The organism is Pantoea sp. BS_8, from assembly GCF_041954965.1.
GTDB classification, from domain to species: domain Bacteria; phylum Pseudomonadota; class Gammaproteobacteria; order Enterobacterales; family Enterobacteriaceae; genus Pantoea; species Pantoea stewartii.
In genome coordinates, this window is sequence record NZ_JAVAXU010000004.1 from 52,472 (window position 1) to 74,841 (window position 22,370).

The following is a 22,370-nucleotide window of genomic DNA, read 5'->3' on the forward strand; positions in this document are numbered from 1 at the left end:
CGCAATTTCTGCAAGCAGAATTCCCCGGCGTGGCGTCGTGTCACGGGCGATAACAAGGGGTTTTGATGTGGAATAAAAAAGGCACCGAAGTGCCTTTTTCATCCGCGTTTGACGGGTTATTTGCCGAACATATCTTTTATCCAGCCGGCAACGCCGTTGCTGTCTTTTTGTTCCTGCTGTTGCTGCTGCTGTAACTGCTGTTGTTGCTGGTCCTGCATCTGCTGCTGTTGCTGCATTTGCTGAACCTGCTGTTGCTGCTGCTGGCAGAGCGCATTCGGATCCAGCGTCCAGACAGGCAGCGTGCGCCATGTGCTGCTTCCTGAACCGCAAACAAAGTTACCCGCAGTATCGATGTTCATCATCGTCACATCTTCCGGCGGAGTAAGCTGCAGCGGCATCGGAGCCTGATTGTCCAGGTAGCGGCGGTAAATCTGCATCGCCCCGCTGGCACCATAGAGTTTGGTCGGCTGGTTGTTATCACGGCCAACCCAGGTGATCGCCACTTCTTTACCATCAATCCCGGCAAACCAGCTGTCGACCAGATCGTTCGTGGTGCCGGTTTTCCCTGCCAGGTGCGCATTCGGGAAACGTGCCCCCAGCGCCCGGGCGGTACCGCGATCGACGACCTGTTGCATGGTATACAGCGTTAAGTAAGCCGCCTGTGCCGGTTCTACGCGCTGCGCCTGCGGGAAGCTCTGGTACAGCACGGTACCGTCTTCCGCGATGACCGAACGCACGGCTGACAGCTCTGCATGATTCCCGCCGCTGGCAATGGACTGGAAGGCCTGAGCCACTTCCACAGGCGTCAGGTTGAGTGCGCCCAGTAACATCGCCGGAACCGGATTCAGCTGATCTTTAGGCACACCCAGCTTCGTCCAGGTGTCCACCACCGCATTCAGTCCCAGCGTCATGCCCAGGTTAACCGTTGGCACGTTCATGGAGTTCGTCAGCGCATCGACCAGCATCACTTTGCCACTAAAGCGCCGGTCGTCGTTCATGGGTTTCCAGATGCTGCCATTCGGCTGTTTCAGCGCGATAGGCTCATCCGCAATCCAGCTGTTCAGGCGGTAAGTGTTGGGTTGACTCAGCGCGGTCAGATAGGTGGCCGGTTTCGCCAGCGAGCCGATGGATCGGCGCGCCTGCAACGCGCGGTTATACCCGGCAAACTGCGGATCAGCCCCACCGACCATCGCGCGAACTTCACCCGTAAAGCGGTCAACGACCACCATTGCGGTTTCCAGATCTTTCAGACCGCGCTGTTTTTTCAGGGTGGGAATACCGTCTACAACGGCTTTTTCGGCCGCATCCTGAGAAACCGGATCCAGGGTGGTGAAAATTTTCACGCCCGACAGATCTTTGACTTTGTCGCCCAGTTTTGCCTGAAGCTCATTACGCACCATCTGCATAAAGGCAGGCTGTGGCGTAATCACACCGCCTTTCGGCTGCACGCCCAACGGACGGGCCGACAGCATGTCGTACAGTTCCTGATCGATCACTTTCTGCTGCTGCAGCAGGCGCAGCACCAGATTACGTCGTTCCAGGGCCAGTTTCGGGTTACGCCATGGGTTATAGAGCGACGCCCCTTTCACCATGCCCACCAGCATCGCCTGCTGATCGAGACTCAGCTCGTCAACCGGGCGGCCAAAATAGTAGAGGCTGGCCAGAGGGAAACCGCGGATCTGATCGTTACCTGCCTGACCGAGATACACCTCGTTCAGGTAAAGCTCCAGAATACGATCTTTGCTGTAACGGGCATCCATGATCACGGCCATATAGGCTTCACGGGCTTTACGCCACAGCGAACGCTCATTAGTCAGGAACAGGTTTTTGACCAGTTGCTGGGTAAGCGTACTGCCGCCCTGCACCGCTTTTCCGGCGGTGATGTTCGCCAGGAAGGCACGGCCAATGGAGTACGGGCTGATGCCGTCGTGCTCATAAAAGTGGCGATCTTCCGTTGCGATTAAGGTATCCACCAACAGATCAGGGAAACCGGCACGGGGAACGAACAAGCGCTGTTCACCATTGGGTGACTGCAGCATCGTAATCAGACGAGGATCAAGCCGGAAGAAACCAAAATCACGCCCGGTTTCGACGTTCTTAATCTCACTCAGCTCATCTTTGCTGAATGTCATTCGGGCATGAATCTGCCCTTCTTTGCTGTCCGGGAAATCAAACGGACGACGCAGCAGTTCAATGGTGTTACCTTTGACCGAGAATTCTCCCGGACGCGTAATGCGCGAGACTTCGCGGTACTGCGTGCCTTCCAGCAGGGCAATCATTTCGCTTTTATTGTAGGCCATGCCAGGTTCGAGGCTGACCATACGACCGTAGACAGCAGCGGGCAGTTGCCACACTTTACCGTCAATGCGGCTGCGAATTTCCGAATCGAGGTATACGCCCCACGCGGCCATGACCACTACAAATACCAGGAACAGCTTAATAAACCATCCCAGCCAACGGCGTTTGCCGCGCGGCGGTTTTCCACCTTTACCTTTACGTGGCACCGGCGCTTCCTCCTCGTAATCATCATCAAAATCGTCCTGAGCGACATCACTATCGATGTCTCTGCGCCGCCCACGGCGGGCGCTGTTGCGCGGTGGCAACGGTTTTCCTTTGCGCCCAATAGGTTCGCGATCGTTCCCAGACATTGGTTTCATTCTCCAGGCATAGCTTACGGCTGCGCCGCTACTCTAACTGCTTTCTTCACTGTCGCATGGCAGAACCCTCTGAATTAAACAGCGGGCCCGCCCTGTGACGTATTCTTTTTCGTCCGCCGGGTCGGTATTGCGGAGGCCGGATCGTCGGGCCAGGGATGTTTGGGATAACGCCCTTTCATTTCTTTTTGCACATCTTTATAGGCACCGCGCCAGAACGCCGCCAGATCGCGGGTGATCTGTAAGGGACGCTGGGCGGGCGATAACAGCTCCAGCACCAGCGGCACGCGACCTTCTGCGACAGCAGGATTACTGGCTTCGCCAAACATTTCCTGAATACGCACCGCCAGCGCGGGCGGTTTATCTGCATCATAGCGAATCGGCAGCCGACTTCCGGTGGGCACAGTGTAATGAGTTGGCAGCACAGTATCCAGCCGCTGACGTTGTGACCATGTGAGCAAATGTAAGAGCGCAGTGACCAGATTGACCGACTGCAGACTCTTCAGATCCCGCACGGCGCTCATCTGCGGTTGCAGCCAGCGATCCAGCGAGTCAAGCAGGCTGGCCTCATCGACGGCGGGCCAGTTCTCTTCGGGCAGCCACTGGGCGGCACACTGGATACGTAACCGCAGTTGCTCAGCCTCCGGCGTCCATCCCAGTACCGATAACCCCTTTTTAGCGACCCAGCGTAGCAGCGCGGCCTGTAACGCCTCGGCATCTGGTCGGGCAAGCGGCTGAGTCTTCAGTATCAGTTCGCCAATCTGCTCACGGCGTAAGGTGCGCAACGTGCCCTTCTCGTCATCCCATTCCACGTCGGTACGCTGTTCGACAAGCTGTGGACAGGCCTGCGTCAATGCCGCAAGGTCGACGGGAAGGGCCAGCAGGATACGTGCATCGGGGGCGCTGCTGCCCTGTAATAAGACAGGCGCAATGAGCCATTCGTAACGCGTGAGCGCCTGCTGTTCGTCCAGCCCTGCCCCCAGTCCGTTGGCTAACTGATAGCGTCCGCTGTTATCACGTCGGCGCGCCAGACGATCGCGAAATCCCGCCGTTAACAACGCGGGAAAATGCGCGTCATCGACCCGTCCGCCTGTGACGCCAAGGCGTTTTTGCCAGTACTGCGCGCGCCGCAACCAGTGCGGTAAAGGCCGACAGAGAACATCACGTAGATCGACACTGCCCGCGCGGGGCGGATCCTCCAGCACGGCGACGAGTAGTGCCGCGCTGGCCACCGCATCGGCATCACGCCCTGCGGCACATAACATAGCGCTCAGCCTGGCATCACTGCCGAGCTGCGCCATGCGTCTGCCCTGTGTGTTCAGTCGTCCTGATTCATCCAGCGCTCCAAGGCGCATCAGCTGCTGCTGCGCTGCCCGTAAGTGCTTTTCGGGTGGCCGATCGATCCACTGTAGCTGGTCGATGTCTGTACAGCCCCACTGCAGCAGTTCCAGCCACAATGACGCGAGATCGCTGTGCAGGATTTCGGCTTCGCCCTGTGCAGGCGCCCGTTCCGACTGCTCCTGTGAAGTCAGGTGCAGGCAGATGCCCGGCATCAGTCGTCCGGCACGTCCGGCGCGCTGCGTCATCGACGCCTGGCTGATGCGCTGAGTCTGCAACCGCGTCACGCCGCTGCGTGCATCAAACAGCGCGCGCCGCTCCTGGGCACTGTCCACGACCAGACGAATACCTTCGATCGTTAAGCTGGTTTCGGCAATATTGGTCGCCAGCACCACTTTGCGGCGTCCGGGGGCGGCAGGCAAAATAGCCTGCTGCTGAGCGGCCAGCGGAAGCGCGCCATAAAGCGGCGTTAAATCGACATCCTCATCGACACGGGTTTCCAGCTCGCGTTTTACGCGCGCTATCTCTGCCACGCCGGGCAGAAAAAGCAGCAGCGAGCCGCTTTCCTGTCGAAGCAACTGCGCGACTTCACGCGCTACCGCCTCGTCAAAACGCAGGCTCGGACTCAACGGAGCATAACGCCGTTCGACCGGATAGCTGCGACCTTCTGAGGCGATCAGCGGCGCGTCCGGTAGCAGCGTCGCCAGGCGAGTATTATCGAGCGTGGCTGACATCAGCAAAATTTTCAGATCGTCACGCAATCCCTGCTGAACATCCAGTAACAGCGCCAGCGCCAGATCCGCCTGCAGGCTGCGCTCATGAAATTCATCCAGAATCACCAGCGACACGCCATCCAGCATCGGATCCTGCTGCAACATGCGCGTCAGAATACCTTCGGTCACCACCTCAAGCCGGGTCATGGGTCCGCTGCAGTTTTCGCCGCGCATGCGGTAACCCACCGTGGCGCCGGGCTGTTCGCCCAGTAGCTCAGCCAGCCGCTGCGCCACGTTGCGTGCGGCCAGTCGGCGTGGCTCCAGCATGATAATGCGCCCTGACAGCGCCTTGTGCTGTAACAGCTGAAGCGGTAACCAGGTGGATTTACCTGCGCCGGTAGGCGCAGCCAGCAGGACGTTCGAGGCCTGATCAAGGGCGCTCAGCAGGTCAGGCAACACCGCGCTGACGGGGAGATCACTCACCAAAAACTCCGCTAATGGCTGTGTTAAGATGGCGCGCATTGTAGCACTCATCCGTGAGGATTACCGGAGACCGCCATGGCGTTACAGCGCTTATTTTTTGCTATTGCCCCACCCGAAGACCTGCAACAGCAACTGGTGCAGTGGCGAGCTGATACCTTCAGTGAGGAGGCAGGTCGCCCGATTGCGGCCGCGAACCTTCATCTGACGCTGGCTTTTTTGGGCGAGGTCTCAGCGGAGACCTCAAAACAGCTGCAAACCCTGGCCTCGCGCATCCATCAGCCTGCTTTTGATGTGACGTTAGATGATGCGGGGCACTGGCCGCGCCCCGGCGTGGTCTGGCTGGGCTGTCAGCGCCCACCCCGGGGATTGCTGCAGCTGGCAAGTCTGCTGCGCGCCCAGGCCGCCCGGCACGGCTGTGAGCAGCCCGCTCAGCCTTTTCATCCACACATCACCCTGCTGCGCTCGGCAACGCAACCCGTTGCCCTGCCCCCTCGCGGCTTTCTCTGGCGCTTTACGGCCAGTCAGTTTTCGCTTTTTGCCTCAGAGTACGTAAAAGGGCGGACGCGCTACCGGACACTGGCCACCTGGCCGTTACAGTCATAATCAGGAGCCCTATGCTTTTTTCCCCCGCCCTCAAACCGGCACGTCTGATTACCCGTTACAAACGCTTTCTGGCGGATGTCATTACGCCAGAAGACGAAACGCTCACCATCCATTGTGCCAACACCGGCGCCATGACCGGCTGTGCAACGCCGGGTGATACCGTGTGGTACTCCACGTCCAACAGCCTGACACGCAAGTACCCGCACAGCTGGGAGATGACCGAGACGCAGCAAGGCCACTGGATTTGCGTGAATACGTTGCGCGCGAATCAACTGGTAAAGGAGGCGTTAAGCGAAAACCGAATTCTGCCGCTGTCGGGCTACGAAGCGTGTCGGGCTGAAGTAAAATACGGCAGCGAAAAAAGTCGAATTGATTTCCTGCTTACAGCACAGGACCGACCTGAGTGCTATATTGAGGTGAAATCCGTAACGCTTTTACAGGAAGGTAAAGGCTATTTTCCGGATGCGGTGACGATTCGAGGACAAAAACACCTGCGCGAGCTGAGTCAGGCTGCGGCAGAAGGTCATCGGGCCGTTTTGTTGTTTGCCGTTCTGCACTCGGGGATTGAGGACGTTTCCCCGGCGCGTCACATCGATGCGGCTTACGCAGAACAACTGGTACAGGCGCGGCTGAGTGGCGTGGAAATTTTGGCGTACCGGGCAGAACTGTCATCAGAAGGCATGTTTATTACAACGGCTGTTGACGTAACGTTGTAATATCAGTGGCATCCTTCTGTGATAGGACTATCTTCTGTCAGGGGCCAACTACGCTGTTCCTCACAGGCTTGTCAAGATGGGCGCAGGAATAATTGCCAACCTTGACGGCTTCTGTTATTTATAGCGGCCTGTTTTTCCCCGTTGGGGGATCGATGTACCCAAGAGTGCGTCATCAATGAAGGTTAGTGTGAATATACTGGCCGATGGCAATCGAAGGGTATAGTGCGTGTTATCCAGGAGAAACAACATGCAAGAAGGGCAAAACCGTAAAACATCGTCCCTGAGTATTCTCGCCATCGCTGGGGTGGAGCCTTATCAGGAGAAGCCGGGCGAAGAGTATATGAATGACGCGCAACTGGACCATTTTCGCAAGATTCTGGAAGCCTGGCGTAATCAATTGCGGGACGAAGTTGATCGCACCGTTACACACATGCAGGATGAAGCCGCTAACTTTCCGGACCCGGTTGACCGTGCCGCTCAGGAAGAGGAATTCAGCCTGGAACTGCGTAACCGCGATCGCGAGCGCAAGCTCATTAAAAAGATCGAAAAAACGCTGAAGAAAGTTGAAGATGACGACTTTGGCTATTGCGATTCCTGTGGCGTTGAGATCGGTATCCGCCGTCTTGAAGCGCGTCCGACGGCCGATCTGTGCATCGACTGTAAGACACTGGCAGAAATTCGTGAGAAGCAAATGGCGGGCTAATGTTGCCGTCTGACTGCAGCCATGCGGCGGGAAAAGGCCCTCTTTTTCCGCCGTCTGGTTCATGAAACCTATGGCATTCTCATCCTGTATCGGGCGCTTTGCGCCGTCTCCCTCTGGTGAACTCCACTTTGGATCGCTGATCGCTGCCTTAGGCAGTTACCTTAGCGCACGCGCGCAGCATGGCCGCTGGCTGGTACGCATTGAGGATATTGATCCTCCCCGTGAAGTCGCAGGAGCCGCCACGCGTATTCTGCGTCAGCTAGAACAGTACGGTTTGCACTGGGACGGTGAAGTCATGTGGCAGTCACAGCGCCATCACGCTTATCGGGACGCCCTGCAGTGGTTAAGAGCGCACCGGCAGAGTTATTACTGCACCTGCAGCCGAAGCCGCATTCAGCAGCTGGGTGGTTTTTACGACGGGCACTGCCGGGATGCAGGTTCAGGTCCGGAGAATGCGGCACTGCGGTTGCGTCAGCATGCGCCGGTTTTCCAGTTTGAAGACCGGTTACGGGGCACGCTTGTGGCCGATCGGCGGCTGGCTGAAGAGGATTTTATTATCCATCGTCGCGACGGCCTGTTTGCCTACAATCTGGCCGTGGTGGTTGATGACCATCATCAGGGCGTCACCGAGATCGTGCGTGGCGCAGACTTAATCGAGCCGACGGTGCGGCAGATTGCCCTTTATCGACAGTTTGGCTGGGCCGTTCCGGATTATCTGCATTTGCCGTTGGCCATCACTGCTGACGGACACAAACTTTCTAAGCAAAATCATGCGCCCGCGCTGCCGGATGGCGATCCGCGCCCGTGCCTGGTGCAGGCCTTACGGTTTCTGGGACAGCCGGTCAGCGAAGGCTGGCAGGACGATTCTCAGGAGAAACTGCTGTCTGATGCTGTGAAGCAGTGGAATATCGCTTTGATACCGCATGATAACGCCCTGAGAGCGGATGCATGGACAACAGCATTCTCAAATGATTCACAACAGGCTATGATTAGCCGCTGATTTTACCTACACCCTAATTGTCACTGTCGAGGTGTCCCATTTTTACCCGAGTCGCTAATTTTTGCCGGAAAGTCCTGAAGCGTGATGACGAGGAAGCACCAGCAGAGGTTGAACCTGAGAGTCATATGACCATCATTCCTCGTGAAAGCCACACCATCTCACGTAAAGACATCAGCGAAAATGCCCTCAAGGTGCTGTATCGTCTGAATAAAGCCGGTTATGAGGCCTACCTGGTGGGCGGTGGCGTTCGCGATTTACTGCTGGGGCAGAAGCCTAAAGACTTCGACGTGACCACAAACGCCACGCCGGAGCAGATGCGTAAACTGTTCCGCAACTGCCGTCTGGTTGGCCGCCGTTTTCGTCTGGCACATGTGATGTTTGGTCCGGAAGTGATCGAAGTGGCTACGTTCCGCGGTCATCATCAGATTGAAGAGAACAGCGAAGATCACAACAATTCCCAGCGTGCCCAGAGCGGTATGCTGCTACGGGACAATATTTTCGGCAGTATTGAAGATGATGCCCAACGGCGTGATTTAACCATTAACAGCCTGTATTACAGCGTGGCCGATTTTTCGGTGCGGGATTATGTTGGTGGCCTGAACGATCTGCAACAAGGCATCATTCGGTTGATCGGCGATCCGGAAACACGCTATCGCGAAGATCCGGTGCGCATGCTGCGCGTCGCGCGTTTCGCGGCCAAACTGAATATGCGCATTGCTCCTGAAACGGCAGAGCCCATTCCCCGCCTGGCATCGCTGTTACGCGATGTACCTGCTGCGCGCCTGTTTGAAGAGTCGCTAAAGCTGCTTCAGGCCGGTTATGGCTACAGCACCTGGCTAAAACTGTGTGAATATCAGTTATTCCAGCCGCTGTTCCCTACGCTGGCACGCAACTTTACCGAACAGGGCGACAGCCATATGGAGCGCATGCTCGCCCAGGTGCTGAAGAATACGGATAACCGCATTCAAAATGATATGCGCGTCAATCCGGCGTTTCTGTTCGCGGCCATGTTCTGGTATCCGCAGCTTGAAGCCGCCGAGCGCATTGCGCAGGAAAGCGGCCTGACTTATTACGATGCGTTTGCCCTGGCGATGAATGATACGCTGGATGAAGCCTGCCGCGCGCTGGCCATTCCTAAGCGCATTACGTCGCTGATTCGTGATATCTGGCAGTTGCAGTTACGCATGTCCCGTCGTCACGGTAAACGCGCCTGGAAGCTGATGGAGCATCCGAAGTTCCGTGCGGCTTATGATCTGCTGGCGCTGCGGGCTGAAGTGGAAAATAACCCGGAGCTGCTGCGCCTGAGTAAGTGGTGGGGAGAGTTCCAGGTCGCTGCGCCGCCGCAGCAGAAAACCATGCTCAACACGCTGGGAGACGATCCGGCACCGCGCAGCCGTACGCGCCGCCCGCGTCGTCGTTCTTCCGCGCCCCGTCGTGATAACTCTAACGCGTCATGACGCGCGTTTATCTGGCATTAGGCAGTAACCTTGCCGATCCGCTGCATCAGATTGATGCAGCGTTGTCAGCGCTGGATGCGCTCACCGATGTTCAGCGCATCGCCACCTCGTCCTTTTACCGCACGCCACCTTATGGCCCACCCGATCAGCCCGATTATCTCAATGCGGCGGTAGCCCTTGAGACCACCTTGTCGGCTGAGGCCTTACTGGATGAGACGCAGCGCATCGAGCGGGAACATGGCCGGGTGCGCAAAGCCGAGCGCTGGGGGCCACGCACGCTGGATATTGATATTATGCTGTTTGGTTCAGAGCAGATTCACAGCGAACGCCTGATCGTCCCCCATTACGATATGCTGAACCGTGCGTTTATGCTGGTGCCGCTGCTGGAAATTGCGCCCGATGTGCGCCTGCCTGATGGCCGTCCGCTCCAGCCGATTATGGCAACGCTTGACTGCGCCAGCATCCGTCCCTGGCACAGCTGACCATCTATTCGCGCGTCACAGATTCCGCTCAGCAACGCGATACAGTAAAATGCGTTCATCTGAATTTCTGAGCTGAGATCGTCATGAAACCCACCACCCTTTCTCATCTGCGTCAGTGCAAAGCGAGCGGTAAAAAATTCGCGACGCTGACCGCTTACGATTTTAGTTTTGCCCGCCTGTTTGCTGACGAAGGCATTCAGGTTCTGCTGGTTGGTGACTCGCTTGGCATGACGGTGCAGGGTCATGATTCCACGCTGCCCGTCACGGTAAATGATATTGCTTACCATACCGCCGCCGTCCGTCGTGGTGCGCCTCACGCGCTCCTGTTAGCCGATTTGCCTTTCATGAGTTATGCCACACCACAGCAAACTTTTGATAACGCGGCGCAGCTCATGCGCGCCGGGGCCAATATGGTGAAGCTGGAAGGCGGCGCATGGCTGGCCGACAGCGTGCGCATGCTGACCGAACGCGCCGTGCCCGTGTGTGGTCATCTGGGCTTAACGCCACAGTCCGTAAATATTTTTGGCGGCTATAAAGTGCAGGGACGTGATGAAGCCGGTGCAGAGCAGCTTATGGCTGACGCGCTGGCGCTTGAGGCCGCAGGCGCACAGTTGATGGTGCTGGAATGCGTACCGGTGGCCCTGGCCCAGCGCGTAACGCAGGCACTGGCGATTCCGGTAATTGGTATTGGCGCAGGCAACGTGACTGATGGGCAAATTCTGGTGATGCACGATGCGTTTGGCATTACCGGTGGACATATCCCTAAATTTGCAAAAAATTTTCTGGCGGAGACAGGCGACATCCGTGCCGCCATTCGCCGCTATATTGCTGAGGTTGAAGCAGGAAGCTACCCCGCAGCGGAACACAGTTTCCAGTAATTCAGGAGAATGGCAGTGCTGATCATCGACACTCTGCCCATGCTGCGCCGTGAAGTGCGCCGCTGGCGTCAGCAAGGTAAACGTATTGCGTTAGTGCCCACGATGGGCAATCTGCACGAAGGGCATTTAACGCTGGTAGATGAAGCGCGTGAGCGGGCCGATATTGTGATCGTGTCGGTTTTCGTTAACCCGATGCAGTTTGATCGGCCTGACGATCTGGCGCGCTACCCGCGCACGCTGCAGGAAGACTGTGAGAAACTGAACCGCCATGCGGTGGATGTCGTCTTTGCGCCCTCGCCTGCTGAGGTGTATCCACACGGGCTGGCTAATCAGACCTTTGTCGAAGTGCCGGTGCTTTCATCTTTACTGGAAGGCGCCAGTCGTCCCGGCCATTTTCGCGGCGTGGCGACCATCGTCAGCAAGTTGTTTAATCTGGTTCAGCCCGATATCGCCTGCTTCGGCGAGAAAGATTTCCAGCAGTTAGCCATCATTCGTAAAATGGTGGCAGACATGGGGTTCGATATCAAGATTGTCGGCGTGCCTACGGTGCGAGCCAGGGACGGTCTGGCCCTGAGTTCACGTAACGGCTACCTCACTGAAGATGAGCGTAAGCTGGCACCTGGCCTGAGCCAGGTGATGAATGCGATGGCCGCCCGACTGGCTAATGGTGAACGGCAGATTGACGATATTATTGAAGACGCAACGCGGTCGCTGCAGGAAAAAGGATTGCGTCCGGATGGCCTGGCCATCTGTGATGCGGAAACGCTGCAGCCTCTGACGGTGGACAGTCAGCGGGCCGTCGTGTTAATGGCCGCCTGGCTGGGGAACGCACGGCTGATCGATAATCAACAGGTAGACCTCACGCAGTAGTCTTGCAGGCTGAGGGTCACTCTTTTTGGCTGTATAACAAGGTTTCTGACTATGATTCGCACGGTTTTACAAGGCAAACTGCATCGCGTTAAAGTCACGCAGGCGGACCTCAACTATGAAGGCTCCTGCGCCATCGATCAGGATTTCCTTGATGCTTCTGGCATCCTGCAATATGAAGCTATCGATATTTATAACGTGACCAACGGTCAGCGTTTCTCTACTTATGCCATTGCCGCTGAACGCGGATCGAAAATCATTTCGGTCAACGGTGCGGCCGCGCGCTGTGCCTGTGAAGGCGACATCCTGATTATCTGCTCGTATGTCCAGGTCGATGATGCAGAAGCGCGCCAGTGGCAGCCTAAAGTGGCCTACTTTGAAGGTGATAACCAGATGAAGCGTCTGGCGAAAGCGCTGCCGGTGCAGCTGGCCTGAGTCTGGTCGCATAAAAAAAGCAGCGCTAACGCTGCTTTTTTTTCGCCGGTATCAGGTCCGCAATCCGCGGCCCCGCTGAATCAGAAAATACACGGCGATATAAAACACCACGATAAAGGCAATCAGTACCGACATGGTCAAGGTAAGAGGAACATCGTGAATGCCCAGAAAGCCAAAGCGGAAACCGCTGATCATATAAACCACCGGATTAAGTTTTGATACTGCCTGCCAGAAGGGCGGTAACAGCGTCAGCGAATAAAACACGCCGCCCAGATACGTTAGCGGTGTCAGCACAAACGTGGGGATCAGGCTGATATCGTCAAACGTGCGGGCAAACACCGCATTAATCAGTCCCGCCAGCGAGAACAGTACCGCGGTTAGCAGCAGCGTAATGGCCACCATCAGCCATGAATGCACATGAAACGGCACAAAGAACAGCGAAACGGCGGTCACCAGCACACCGACACAGATCCCGCGCGCAACGCCGCCGCCGACATAGCCAGCGATAATAATGTGCGTCGGTACCGGTGCCACCAGCAACTCTTCAATATTGCGCTGAAACTTGGCGCTAAAGAACGACGATGCCACGTTGGCATACGCATTGGTGATCACCGACATCATAATGAGCCCTGGCACAATGAACTGCATATAGCTGAAGCCGTTCATATCGCCGATGCGCGCACCGATAAGGTTACCGAAGATGATAAAATACAGCGTCATGGTGATCACGGGCGGCACCAGCGTCTGGATCCAGATGCGGGCGAACCGGTTCACCTCTTTGGCCCAGATGCTTTTTAACGCCACCCAGTACAAATGTGTCATGCTTTTGCTCCTGTTTTTCCTTGCGTCAGGCCGACGAACAGCTCTTCCAGACGATTCGCTTTATTACGCATACTGAGAACCTGAACGCCCTGTGCGCTGAGCTGGCTAAACACGCTGTTCAGCCCCTGCTCCCGCAGGACTTCAACTTCGAGCGTCGAGGTATCCACTAACCGGTACTGGAACCCTTCCAGCGACGGTAACGGGCTGCGCGGGGCCAGATCCAGAATGAAGGTTTCGGATTTGAGCTTCGACAGCAGGGATTTCATTGAGGTGTTTTCAACCAGTTCACCATTTTGAATAATGCCGATATTGCGGCACAGCATTTCCGCTTCTTCAAGATAGTGAGTCGTCAAAATGATGGTCGTCCCCTGCGCATTCAAATCTTTCAGGAAAACCCACATCGACCGACGCAGTTCAATATCCACCCCGGCGGTAGGTTCATCCAGAATCAACAGTTTAGGCGCGTGCATCAGAGCACGGGCGATCATCAGACGGCGCTTCATCCCGCCAGACAACATGCGCGCCCTTTCGTGACGCTTCTCCCACAGGTCGAGCTGTTTAAGGTACTTTTCGGCCCGCTGAAGGGCCTCACGGCGCTCGACACCATAGTAACCGGCCTGGTTCACCACGATCTGCATGACCGTCTCGAACGGGTTGAAATTGAACTCCTGCGGCACCAGGCCCAGCTGGCGTTTGGCATTGACGACATCTTTTTCCAGATCGTAACCAAAGACGCGGACGCTGCCTTCAGACTTATTCACCAGCGAACTGATAATCCCGATGGTGGTCGATTTGCCCGCGCCGTTGGGTCCCAGTAGCGCATAAAAATCACCGGCTTCGACGTTAAGATCGATGCCCTTGAGCGCCTTTACGCCGCCGGGATAGGTCTTGGTCAGCCGGGAAAGTTCCAGTGCATAGGTCATTCTGAATACATACCCTGTTTTATGGCATTGTAATGCCGTTTGAATTTAGGAAGCCTTCGCCTATAGTACGCGCACGCAAATGCGCAGTAACAGGTTGCTTAACGCCATGACAGACATTGATACCCTGATCAGTAATAACCGCGAGTGGTCCAGATTACTGGTCAAAGAAGATCCTGGTTTTTTTGAGCGACTGGCTCAGGCGCAAAAACCACGTTTCCTTTGGATTGGCTGTTCAGACAGTCGCGTCCCCGCAGAACGTCTGACCGGTCTTGAGCCAGGTGAACTGTTTGTCCACCGTAACGTTGCCAACCTGGTTATCCATACCGATCTTAACTGCCTTTCTGTGGTGCAGTACGCGGTTGAAGTGCTGGAAGTTGAACACATCATCGTGTGCGGCCACTATGGCTGCGGTGGCGTGCAGGCTGCCATGGATAACCCGGAGTTAGGGCTCATTGATAACTGGCTGCTGCACATTCGCGATCTCTGGTACAAGCATAGCGTGTTGCTGGGTGAACTGCCGCCCGATAAACGTCTGGATAAACTCTGCGAAATCAACGTTGTTGAGCAGGTCTACAATCTGGGGCATTCCACCATCTTGCAATCGGCCTGGAAGCGTGGACGTAAAGTCTCGCTACATGGCTGGGTCTACGGTATTCAGGATGGCTGCCTGCGTAACCTGAATGTTACCGCGAACAGCCGCGAAAACCTGGAGCAACGCTATCGTCACGGCATGGCTAACCTGTTAGTCAGTGGCGATTTTCACCGCCCCTGACGCTCGCGCGCGACAAGCCTACACGAATCCAGAGGTCAGAGCCTTGGAAGAATGTGCGGTCACTCGCCTGAGGATTCGAGGGGAACCACTTTGCCAATGTAAGGCAGATGGCGATAACGCTGCGCATAATCGATGCCAAAGCCCACCACGAATTCATCAGGGATAGCAAAGCCTACGAATTCAACCTGAACGTCGACTTCACGGCGTTCAGGCTTATCCAGCAGCGTACAGATGGCCAGAGATTTTGGCTCCCGCAGACGCAGGATTTCCCGCACTTTGCTGAGCGTATTGCCTGAGTCAATGATGTCTTCAACGATTAACACGTCTTTACCGCGGATATCCTCATCCAAATCTTTGAGGATTTTGACATCGCGACTGCTGGACATCCCGCTGCCGTAACTGGAGGCGGTCATAAAATCCACTTCGTGCGGCACGTCAATCACGCGGCATAAATCCGCCATAAACATAAATGAGCCACGAAGTAGCCCTACCAGCACCATATCGCTGCCGCTGTCGCGGTAGTGGTCGGTAATTTCTTTGCCCAGTTCCGCGATGCGCGCGGCGATTGCCTGCTCAGGGATCATTACGTCAACAGTGTGTTTCATTGCCTTCAGCCCGGTCTCTCACAAAGCCACGCAGTCTACCATAACAGAAGTCCCTACTGACGCCGCGCAGAGAACGCAAACGTTTACGTGCACTAAAAATCTTCACCTGCGCGCAGGCAGTTGCACAAACAGCATTACCTTAGAACAACCCGGCATTTAGCCGCATTAATAGCTGCATGATACGATTTTATCGACATATCGTTATGCAGTTAGCGACCTTATTGGGAGATCTCAATGACTTCACCCTCAAGTAAAAAAACGCACGTCGGCGACCGCCCACTGCATCCCGAAACACAAATGCTGAACTACGGTTATGATCCGCGCCTGTCTGAAGGGGCCGTGAAACCGCCCGTCTTTTTGACCTCCACCTTTGTGTTTAACAGTGCAGAAGAAGGCCGCGATTTTTTTGATTATGTTTCCGGCCGCCGTCAGCCTCCCGAAGGTAAAAGTGGCGGACTGGTGTATTCCCGCTTTAATCATCCCAACAGTGAGATTGTTGAGGACCGCCTCGCTCTCTACGAACAGGCAGAAAGTTGCGCGCTGTTTGCCTCCGGCATGGCGGCCATTTCGACGGCGTTGCTGACCTTTACGCGACCAGGGGAAGTGATTTTGCATTCCCAGCCCCTGTACGGCGGTACGGAAACGCTGCTCAGTAAAACCCTGCACAACCTTGATATTCGTGCGGTGGGTTTCACTGACGGGCATGATGAAGCCAAAGTGCGCGAGGCCGCCCAGCGTGCGATGGCGCAGGGACGCGTCGCCATGATCCTGGTGGAAACGCCGGCAAACCCGACGAACAGCCTTGTGAATATCGCGCTGATGGCCCGTATTGCGGACGACATCGACCGTCAGCAGGGTTCACGCCCGGTCGTCGCCTGTGATAACACCTTACTGGGGCCGATTTTTCAGCAACCGCTCACGCTGGGCGCGGATTTATCGCTGTATTCCCTGACAAAATACGTGGGCGGTCACTCTGACCTGATTGCGGGTGCGGTGATGGGAAACAAAACACTTATGTCGCCGATCCGCGCTCTGCGTAGCGCTATTGGCACTCAGCTTGATCCGCATTCAAGCTGGATGATTGGCCGTTCGCTGGAAACGCTGTCGCTGCGCATGGAAAAAGCCTGTCATAACGCTGAAACCGTCGCCGCCTTTTTACGTACACACCCTGATGTCGCCGCCCTGCACTGGTTACCGTATCTGGATGCAGACAGCCCGGCAGGCAAAACCTATCGGGAACAATGCACCGGGGCCGGTTCAACCTTCTCTTTTGACATTGTCGGCGGACAACCTGCAGCGTTTCGTTTCCTGAATGCCCTGACGCTGTTTAAACAGGCCGTCAGTCTGGGCGGGACAGAATCGCTTGCCAGCCATCCTGCCACCACCACCCATTCTGGCGTGCCGGATACAGTGCGTCAGCGCATCGGGATCACCGACGCGACGATACGCTTATCCATCGGTATCGAGAACGCCGGGGATCTGGTGGAGGATATCCGTCTGGCGCTGGCGCAGGCCTGATATCAGGTCACGGTGAAGCCCAGCATCATGCCGGTGTCTTCATGCTCCAGTAAATGGCAATGCGCCATATACGCATGATCGGCGGCGGCAAGGTGGTTGAAGCGCACCAGCACTTCGCTACGCCAGCCGTCGACATTGACCATGTCTTTCCAGCCCTGACGGTGTGGCGCAGGTGGCTTGCCATTTTCAGAAAGAATACGGAACTGGGTGCCGTGAATATGGAAAGGATGCAGCATGCTGTCGCCTTCACCGGAAATGGTCCATTTTTCAACGGTGCCCTGCTTCACATCAAAGGCTGGCCGCGTCATATCAAATGGCTGGCCATTGATTTTATTGCCATTGTGAAAATCGTAGGCAGTCTCGGCCATCCCGTCATGGTCCATCTTCTGATGATCCATTCCCTGGGACGCGCTGTCGTGCTGCATCGCATGATCATTACCGCCCATAGCCATATCATGGTGCGCACCCTTCCCCATCGCTTTCGCGCCATAGCGTGCCATCAGCGCCTGCATACCTTGCTGATCCAGTTGGGGATCCATACTGAGTTGTAACCAGCGCGATGACAGACCGTCCGTTTTCGGTATGGCCGGTAATGTGGCTAGCTGATCCGGTAAAGTCGCGCTGGCCATGATCCGCAGCGGAATGATATTGACCAGCGGCAGGGGCCGATCGAAGGGAGCCAGCGTCATGCCCATTTGCGAAACAGGTAGCGTCACGATATCAAAAGCCTTGCCATCGGACGTATCGACCATGACTTCAAAGCGCTCGCCCGGCAGGAGCGGAAGGGAATCGACCTTTACCGGCTCAGGCAGCAGACCGCCGTCACTGGCAATCACATACAGTGGGCGTTTATCGCTGGCAGCCAGATGCAGCGAACGGGCATTGCAGCCATTAAGCAAACGCAGACGTAACCATCCACGCGGTACGGCATGCTGAGGATACTGTGCACCGTTGGTCAGCATCATGTCGCCGAACCAGCCCACTGCGGCCCGCATAATATCAAGCTCATAATCGATGCGGTCACCGGATGAGGTGAGCTGTTTGTCCTGAAAAATCAGTGGAACATCGTCGGTGCCCCATTGATTAGGCAGACGAAGCGTCCCTGACGGCTGATCCTCTAACACAATCATGCCGGCCAGCCCCTGGGCAACCTGATGACCCGTTTTGCCATGCAGATGAGGATGATACCAGCAGGTGGCGGCAGGCTGGTCCGGCGTAAACGTCACCTGACGCGTGGCGCCCGGCGCAATGATTCCCTGCGGTCCACCGTCCACCTCGCCGGGGATTTCCAGACCGTGCCAGTGCAGGGTCGTCGCTTCACGAAGCCGGTTATGAATATTGATGGTGGCCGCCTTGCCACGCTGGAGCCGAATTGCGGGCCCCAACAGGCTGCCATTGTAGCCCCAGGTGGGTACGTCTTTGCCCTGCCACTGGCTGATGCCCGGCATCGCCGTCAGGCTGTACTCTCCTTTCGCATCCGCGTCCAGCAGGGAAGGAACCGGCAGCAGTGGCCGACTGGCCGCCATCAGGGATCGGCTCCAGAGCGGCAGCGCCCCTGCAGCACCCAGTGCCGCGCTCAGTTTCAGAAAGTGACGACGTTGCATAATCCGCATCCTTGTAACGAAATGACCTCAAGCCTAAACCCTGCCCTTATGGCAAGGTCAAGCATCAGCAGGCAGAATGCCCCAAAAATCGTAAATTGATCGAAAATCTTTACACAACTGTGCTAACGTCTTTCAGACGACTATTACATGAGAATATCTATGAAGAAGAGCATCAGGATCCTGCTACTGGCAGGACTCTTCGGCTTCTCCTCCACCAGCTTTGCCCTGAGCGAATCCGAAGCAGAAGATCTTGCCGATCTGACTGCGGTATTCGTTTATCTCAAGAACGACTGTGGCTATCAGGATTTGCCCGATGCGCAGATCCGCAAGGCGTTGGTGTTTTTTGCCCAGCAAAACCGCTGGGATTTAAGCAATTACAACAACTACAACATGAAAGCCCTGGGTGAAGACAGTTACCGTGATTTAAGCGGTATCGCGATTGCCAACGACAAAAAATGTAAGTCGCTGGCCAGAGATTCTCTCAGCCTGCTTGCCTATGTAAAGTAGCTCCCCAGCCCGCTCTCCCGTCAGACATTTGACCGTGCAACGACTATCATAGTTAGCTATGATGTTTCGCCGATTTTTATGGCAATGTCACGAAGGAGAGCCCCATCATGGCCCAAAACGAGATGTGGTATGAAACACTTCATACCGGCTTTGGCCAGTATTTTACCGTCGATAAAGAGCTTTATCGTGATAAAACGGCCCACCAGGATTTAATCATCTTTGAAAATGCGGCGATGGGCCGCGTTATGGCGCTGGATGGCGTGGTGCAAACGACCGAACGTGATGAATTTATCTATCACGAAATGATGACGCATGTGCCGTTGCTGGCGCATGGTGCCGCCAAAAGCGTACTGATTATTGGAGGGGGCGATGGCGCGATGTTGCGCGAAGTGTCCCGCCATACCGGCATTGAGAAAATCACCATGGTCGAGATCGACGCCGGCGTGGTGACCTTCTGTCGTCAGTATCTGCCGAACCACAGCGCCGGTGCGTACGACGATCCGCGTTTTAATCTGGTCATCGATGATGGTGTGAATTTCGTCAACCGCACCACCGAAAAGTTTGACGTTATCATCTCTGACTGTACCGATCCCATTGGGCCTGGCGAAAGCCTGTTTACGTCCGACTTTTATGCGGGCTGTAAAAATGCGCTGAATGAAAATGGGATCTTTGTTGCCCAGAACGGCGTTTGCTTCCTGCAGCAGGATGAAGCGGTTAACAGCCATCGTAAACTCAGCCATTACTTTGCCGATGTCAGTTTTTACCAGGCGGCCATCCCAACCTACTACGGCGGCATCATGACCTTTGCCTGGGCAAGCGATAATCCGGCCCTGCGCCAGCTTGATCCCGCCCTTCTGCAGGCGCGCTTTGCGGCCTCGGGCCTGAACTGCCGTTACTACACACCGGCGATCCACACGGGCAGCTTTGCTCTGCCACAATATCTGTTGAATGCTCTGTCAGAGACGCGCTGATCGATCATTTATAAGGGGGTGAATAAAATTGCAAAAGCTAAAACTGCATGGCTTCAATAATCTGACCAAAAGCCTGAGTTTTTGTATCTACGATATTTGCTATGCGAATACCGAAGCCGAGCGCGATGGTTATATTGCTTATATCGATGAGCAATACAATGCCAATCGCCTGACGGAAATTTTGACCGAAACCTGTTCGATTATTGGTGCGAATGTGCTGAACATTGCGCGCCAGGATTATGAGCCACAGGGTGCCAGCGTCACGATTTTGGTCAGTGAAGAACCTGTTGATCCTAAAGATATTGATACGTCTGAGCATCCCGGCCCATTGCCTAATTCCGTGGTCGCGCATCTTGATAAAAGCCATATTTGTGTGCACACGTATCCGGAAAGCCATCCTGAAGGCGGCCTCTGTACCTTCCGTGCAGACATTGAGGTCTCAACCTGCGGCGTGATCTCACCGCTTAAGGCGCTCAATTACCTGATTCACCAGCTGGAATCTGACATTGTCACTGTGGATTACCGCGTAAGGGGTTTTACACGTGATGTGAACGGCGTTAAACACTTTATCGACCATGAAATTAACTCCATCCAAAACTTCATGTCCGACGATATGAAGCGGATGTACGATATGGTTGATGTGAATGTTTACCAGGAAAACATCTTCCATACCAAGATGTTGCTGAAAGAATTCGATTTAAAACATTATCTCTTTAATACCCGCCCGGAAGATCTGACACCGCAGGAGCACAAACGCATTACTGACCTGCTGTGGAAAGAGATGCGTGAGATTTATTACGGTCGCAATATTCCGTCTGTGGGATTAAAAACCTACTAAGTTATGCCCCCTTTGCGGGGCATTCTCTCTTTCGTCTGCCTGTTATCTGTCACAGCCCGTTTAGGGCCACTTATTGCGCCCTGCGAACCAGGGTAGCCCCGGCTGCCTTTCTTTCGCGGCATGTCATCTTGCGATGGTGAGACTGGCAGACCCGTTACGACGTTCTTCCGTGAAATAAATCAGCCGCCCCCTGCGTTCTGTTGTGCAGACGCTATTTCTGAGATCGTCCCGCAACGCCTGCCAGTAACAGGCCACAGTGTGGCACTAACACAAACTCACCACAGTAATCCCTGCCATGCCGTTCTCCCCCACGAGAAAACATTAATTAAATTTACCATGAATACAGTAAGGATAATAAAGTTTTATGACACTATAAAAAAGACCAGCCTCCCTTTCCTCGCCTGGATTTTATGAGGAAAATCACACTTTAATGGCCTGCCAAGTTACTTAATTTTCCATGAAAACTAAGGTGATGGAGAAAAACCAGGAGCATTTGATTTATAAATACCTTTAAATCAATAAGATGAAAGATTGCGGATTAAAAACAGCGATAAAACATAAAAATAACTTAATGATTACCATTTGCTGTGATATACATTAGGAAAATTTAATATTTGATGATGTTTTCTGGTGGGGAGAGTGATATGAGTCACGGTTATTCTGTAGTAAACATAAATGAACTTAACATTTATGTGGAGTTAACAAAATGCAGTGTCCCGACCCGTAATAGGACCATCCTGATTAACGGTGCACTGGCAACCTCGTCTTCTTTCCGCAACTGGAAACGCTTCCTGGCGGATAAATCAGATGTCATTACGTTTGATCTTCCGTTCTCAGGCAAATCAAAACCCTTCAACGAACAGGGCTGCCATATCGTCACGCTTGATGATGAAGTCACGATTATTCGCGAGCTGATTTCAATTTATAAGCCCAATATTATTGCCTCAGCCTCCTGGGGCGGCGCATCGACTCTCAAGCTCTTGAATCACGGTGAAGAGGGCCTGGAACATGCCATCATCGCGTCCTATTCCTTTGAATTTAATGACCGTATGCGGACTTACGTGAAGCAAGCCAATCTGTTTTCAAAAGAGAAGAACTTTGTCGAGCTTGCGCATTTGATGAATGACGAAGTGGGTGCATATCTGCCGAATAAAATGAAGTTCTGCAACTTCAGGCATCTGACGTCGCTGGATGAGATTGAATACCGTCAGGGGCGTTTCCATCTTGAGCAGATTGCCACGCTGCGCAACCACGACTACAAAAACATTATTGATAACTCGGCCTGCCAGTTTCACTTTATCAACGGCGACCTGGATATTCATACGCCGCAAAAAAACATCGAAGAGATATGCGGCGAGTCGGATAAAACGCGCTTTTATCAAATCAGGGATGCGGGACATTTTCTGGATCTGGAAGGCAAGCGCAGCCGGGAAAGGACCGCAGCCGCCTTCAATACTATTTTTAGTCAGATTGGTGTCTGA

Annotated in this window: 21 protein-coding genes; 15 read left to right on the forward strand and 6 right to left on the reverse strand. The window is 54.8% G+C overall.

The window, feature by feature from the left end; all coding sequences use genetic code 11:
* Positions 1 to 116: 116 nt before the first annotated feature.
* Positions 117 to 2,648 (reverse strand): bifunctional glycosyl transferase/transpeptidase, encoded by a 2,532-nt coding sequence (gene mrcB / locus RAC65_RS10660; protein WP_039338694.1) that lies wholly within the window; start codon positions 2,646 to 2,648, stop codon positions 117 to 119.
* Between the two features lie 83 nt (positions 2,649 to 2,731).
* Entirely contained in the window at positions 2,732 to 5,227 is a 2,496-nt protein-coding gene (hrpB, locus tag RAC65_RS10665; RefSeq protein ID WP_375096678.1) for an ATP-dependent helicase HrpB, read from the reverse strand.
* Between the two features lie 36 nt (positions 5,228 to 5,263).
* Here hrpB and thpR point away from each other — a divergent pair, with 36 nt between their 5' ends.
* The 9 genes from thpR to panD all read left to right on the forward strand — a co-directional run bounded on the left by thpR (position 5,264) and on the right by panD (position 12,329).
* On the forward strand, positions 5,264 to 5,791 hold the full coding sequence (thpR, locus tag RAC65_RS10670) for an RNA 2',3'-cyclic phosphodiesterase (protein ID WP_033740295.1): 528 nt from the start codon (positions 5,264 to 5,266) through the stop codon (positions 5,789 to 5,791).
* Positions 5,792 to 5,802: 11 nt separating this feature from the next.
* Complete coding sequence (gene sfsA / locus RAC65_RS10675) at positions 5,803 to 6,507, forward strand: DNA/RNA nuclease SfsA (protein WP_375096679.1); 705 nt, start codon at positions 5,803 to 5,805, stop codon at positions 6,505 to 6,507.
* Positions 6,508 to 6,754: 247 nt separating this feature from the next.
* Entirely contained in the window at positions 6,755 to 7,210 is a 456-nt protein-coding gene (gene dksA / locus RAC65_RS10680) for an RNA polymerase-binding protein DksA (RefSeq protein ID WP_006117731.1), read from the forward strand.
* A 70-nt stretch (positions 7,211 to 7,280) separates the two neighbouring features.
* Positions 7,281 to 8,210, forward strand: coding sequence for a tRNA glutamyl-Q(34) synthetase GluQRS (gene gluQRS / locus RAC65_RS10685; RefSeq protein ID WP_375096680.1), 930 nt, complete (start codon positions 7,281 to 7,283; stop codon positions 8,208 to 8,210).
* 38 nt (positions 8,211 to 8,248) lie between these two features.
* Positions 8,249 to 9,667 carry a polynucleotide adenylyltransferase PcnB gene (gene pcnB, locus RAC65_RS10690; protein ID WP_203232196.1) on the forward strand — a complete coding sequence of 473 codons (1,419 nt, stop codon included), beginning with the start codon at positions 8,249 to 8,251 and terminating at the stop codon, positions 9,665 to 9,667.
* Complete coding sequence (gene folK, locus RAC65_RS10695; RefSeq protein WP_375096681.1) at positions 9,664 to 10,149, forward strand: 2-amino-4-hydroxy-6-hydroxymethyldihydropteridine diphosphokinase; 486 nt, start codon at positions 9,664 to 9,666, stop codon at positions 10,147 to 10,149. The genes pcnB and folK overlap by 4 nt, the downstream gene beginning before the upstream one ends.
* Before the next feature lie 83 nt (positions 10,150 to 10,232).
* Complete coding sequence (gene panB / locus RAC65_RS10700) at positions 10,233 to 11,027, forward strand: 3-methyl-2-oxobutanoate hydroxymethyltransferase (RefSeq protein ID WP_110267841.1); 795 nt, start codon at positions 10,233 to 10,235, stop codon at positions 11,025 to 11,027.
* A gap of 15 nt (positions 11,028 to 11,042) precedes the next feature.
* The gene (panC, locus tag RAC65_RS10705; RefSeq protein WP_375096682.1) at positions 11,043 to 11,897 is read left to right on the forward strand and encodes a pantoate--beta-alanine ligase; all 855 of its coding nucleotides are present in this window, start codon (positions 11,043 to 11,045) and stop codon (positions 11,895 to 11,897) included.
* Positions 11,898 to 11,948: 51 nt separating this feature from the next.
* Positions 11,949 to 12,329, forward strand: a complete 381-nt coding sequence (panD, locus tag RAC65_RS10710; protein WP_033740289.1) for an aspartate 1-decarboxylase — start codon at positions 11,949 to 11,951, stop codon at positions 12,327 to 12,329.
* Between the two features lie 51 nt (positions 12,330 to 12,380).
* Here panD and RAC65_RS10715 read toward each other — a convergent pair whose 3' ends face one another.
* Positions 12,381 to 13,151: an ABC transporter permease gene (locus RAC65_RS10715; protein WP_006117722.1), complete on the reverse strand. Its 771-nt coding sequence runs from the start codon at positions 13,149 to 13,151 to the stop codon at positions 12,381 to 12,383.
* Positions 13,148 to 14,074, reverse strand: coding sequence for an ABC transporter ATP-binding protein (locus RAC65_RS10720; RefSeq protein WP_039338705.1), 927 nt, complete (start codon positions 14,072 to 14,074; stop codon positions 13,148 to 13,150). Before RAC65_RS10720 ends, RAC65_RS10715 begins: the two co-directional genes overlap by 4 nt.
* Before the next feature lie 106 nt (positions 14,075 to 14,180).
* Between RAC65_RS10720 and can the strand changes: the two genes are divergently transcribed.
* Positions 14,181 to 14,846: a carbonate dehydratase gene (gene can / locus RAC65_RS10725; protein ID WP_033740288.1), complete on the forward strand. Its 666-nt coding sequence runs from the start codon at positions 14,181 to 14,183 to the stop codon at positions 14,844 to 14,846.
* Between the two features lie 59 nt (positions 14,847 to 14,905).
* Here the strand turns inward: can and hpt are convergent, their stop codons facing one another.
* Complete coding sequence (gene hpt, locus RAC65_RS10730; protein ID WP_006117719.1) at positions 14,906 to 15,451, reverse strand: hypoxanthine phosphoribosyltransferase; 546 nt, start codon at positions 15,449 to 15,451, stop codon at positions 14,906 to 14,908.
* A gap of 234 nt (positions 15,452 to 15,685) precedes the next feature.
* Here hpt and RAC65_RS10735 point away from each other — a divergent pair, with 234 nt between their 5' ends.
* On the forward strand, positions 15,686 to 16,969 hold the full coding sequence (locus RAC65_RS10735) for a cystathionine gamma-synthase family protein (RefSeq protein WP_375096683.1): 1,284 nt from the start codon (positions 15,686 to 15,688) through the stop codon (positions 16,967 to 16,969).
* A 2-nt stretch (positions 16,970 to 16,971) separates the two neighbouring features.
* Here the strand turns inward: RAC65_RS10735 and cueO are convergent, their stop codons facing one another.
* Complete coding sequence (gene cueO / locus RAC65_RS10740) at positions 16,972 to 18,573, reverse strand: multicopper oxidase CueO (protein ID WP_375096684.1); 1,602 nt, start codon at positions 18,571 to 18,573, stop codon at positions 16,972 to 16,974.
* A 159-nt stretch (positions 18,574 to 18,732) separates the two neighbouring features.
* Between cueO and RAC65_RS10745 the strand changes: the two genes are divergently transcribed.
* The 4 genes from RAC65_RS10745 to RAC65_RS10760 all read left to right on the forward strand — a co-directional run bounded on the left by RAC65_RS10745 (position 18,733) and on the right by RAC65_RS10760 (position 22,370).
* Positions 18,733 to 19,080 carry a YacC family pilotin-like protein gene (locus tag RAC65_RS10745; RefSeq protein WP_006117717.1) on the forward strand — a complete coding sequence of 116 codons (348 nt, stop codon included), beginning with the start codon at positions 18,733 to 18,735 and terminating at the stop codon, positions 19,078 to 19,080.
* A gap of 107 nt (positions 19,081 to 19,187) precedes the next feature.
* Positions 19,188 to 20,051, forward strand: a complete 864-nt coding sequence (speE, locus tag RAC65_RS10750) for a polyamine aminopropyltransferase (RefSeq protein WP_006117716.1) — start codon at positions 19,188 to 19,190, stop codon at positions 20,049 to 20,051.
* A gap of 28 nt (positions 20,052 to 20,079) precedes the next feature.
* Positions 20,080 to 20,889, forward strand: coding sequence for an adenosylmethionine decarboxylase (gene speD, locus RAC65_RS10755; RefSeq protein WP_033740284.1), 810 nt, complete (start codon positions 20,080 to 20,082; stop codon positions 20,887 to 20,889).
* Positions 20,890 to 21,533: 644 nt separating this feature from the next.
* The gene (locus RAC65_RS10760; protein ID WP_033740283.1) at positions 21,534 to 22,370 is read left to right on the forward strand and encodes an alpha/beta fold hydrolase; all 837 of its coding nucleotides are present in this window, start codon (positions 21,534 to 21,536) and stop codon (positions 22,368 to 22,370) included.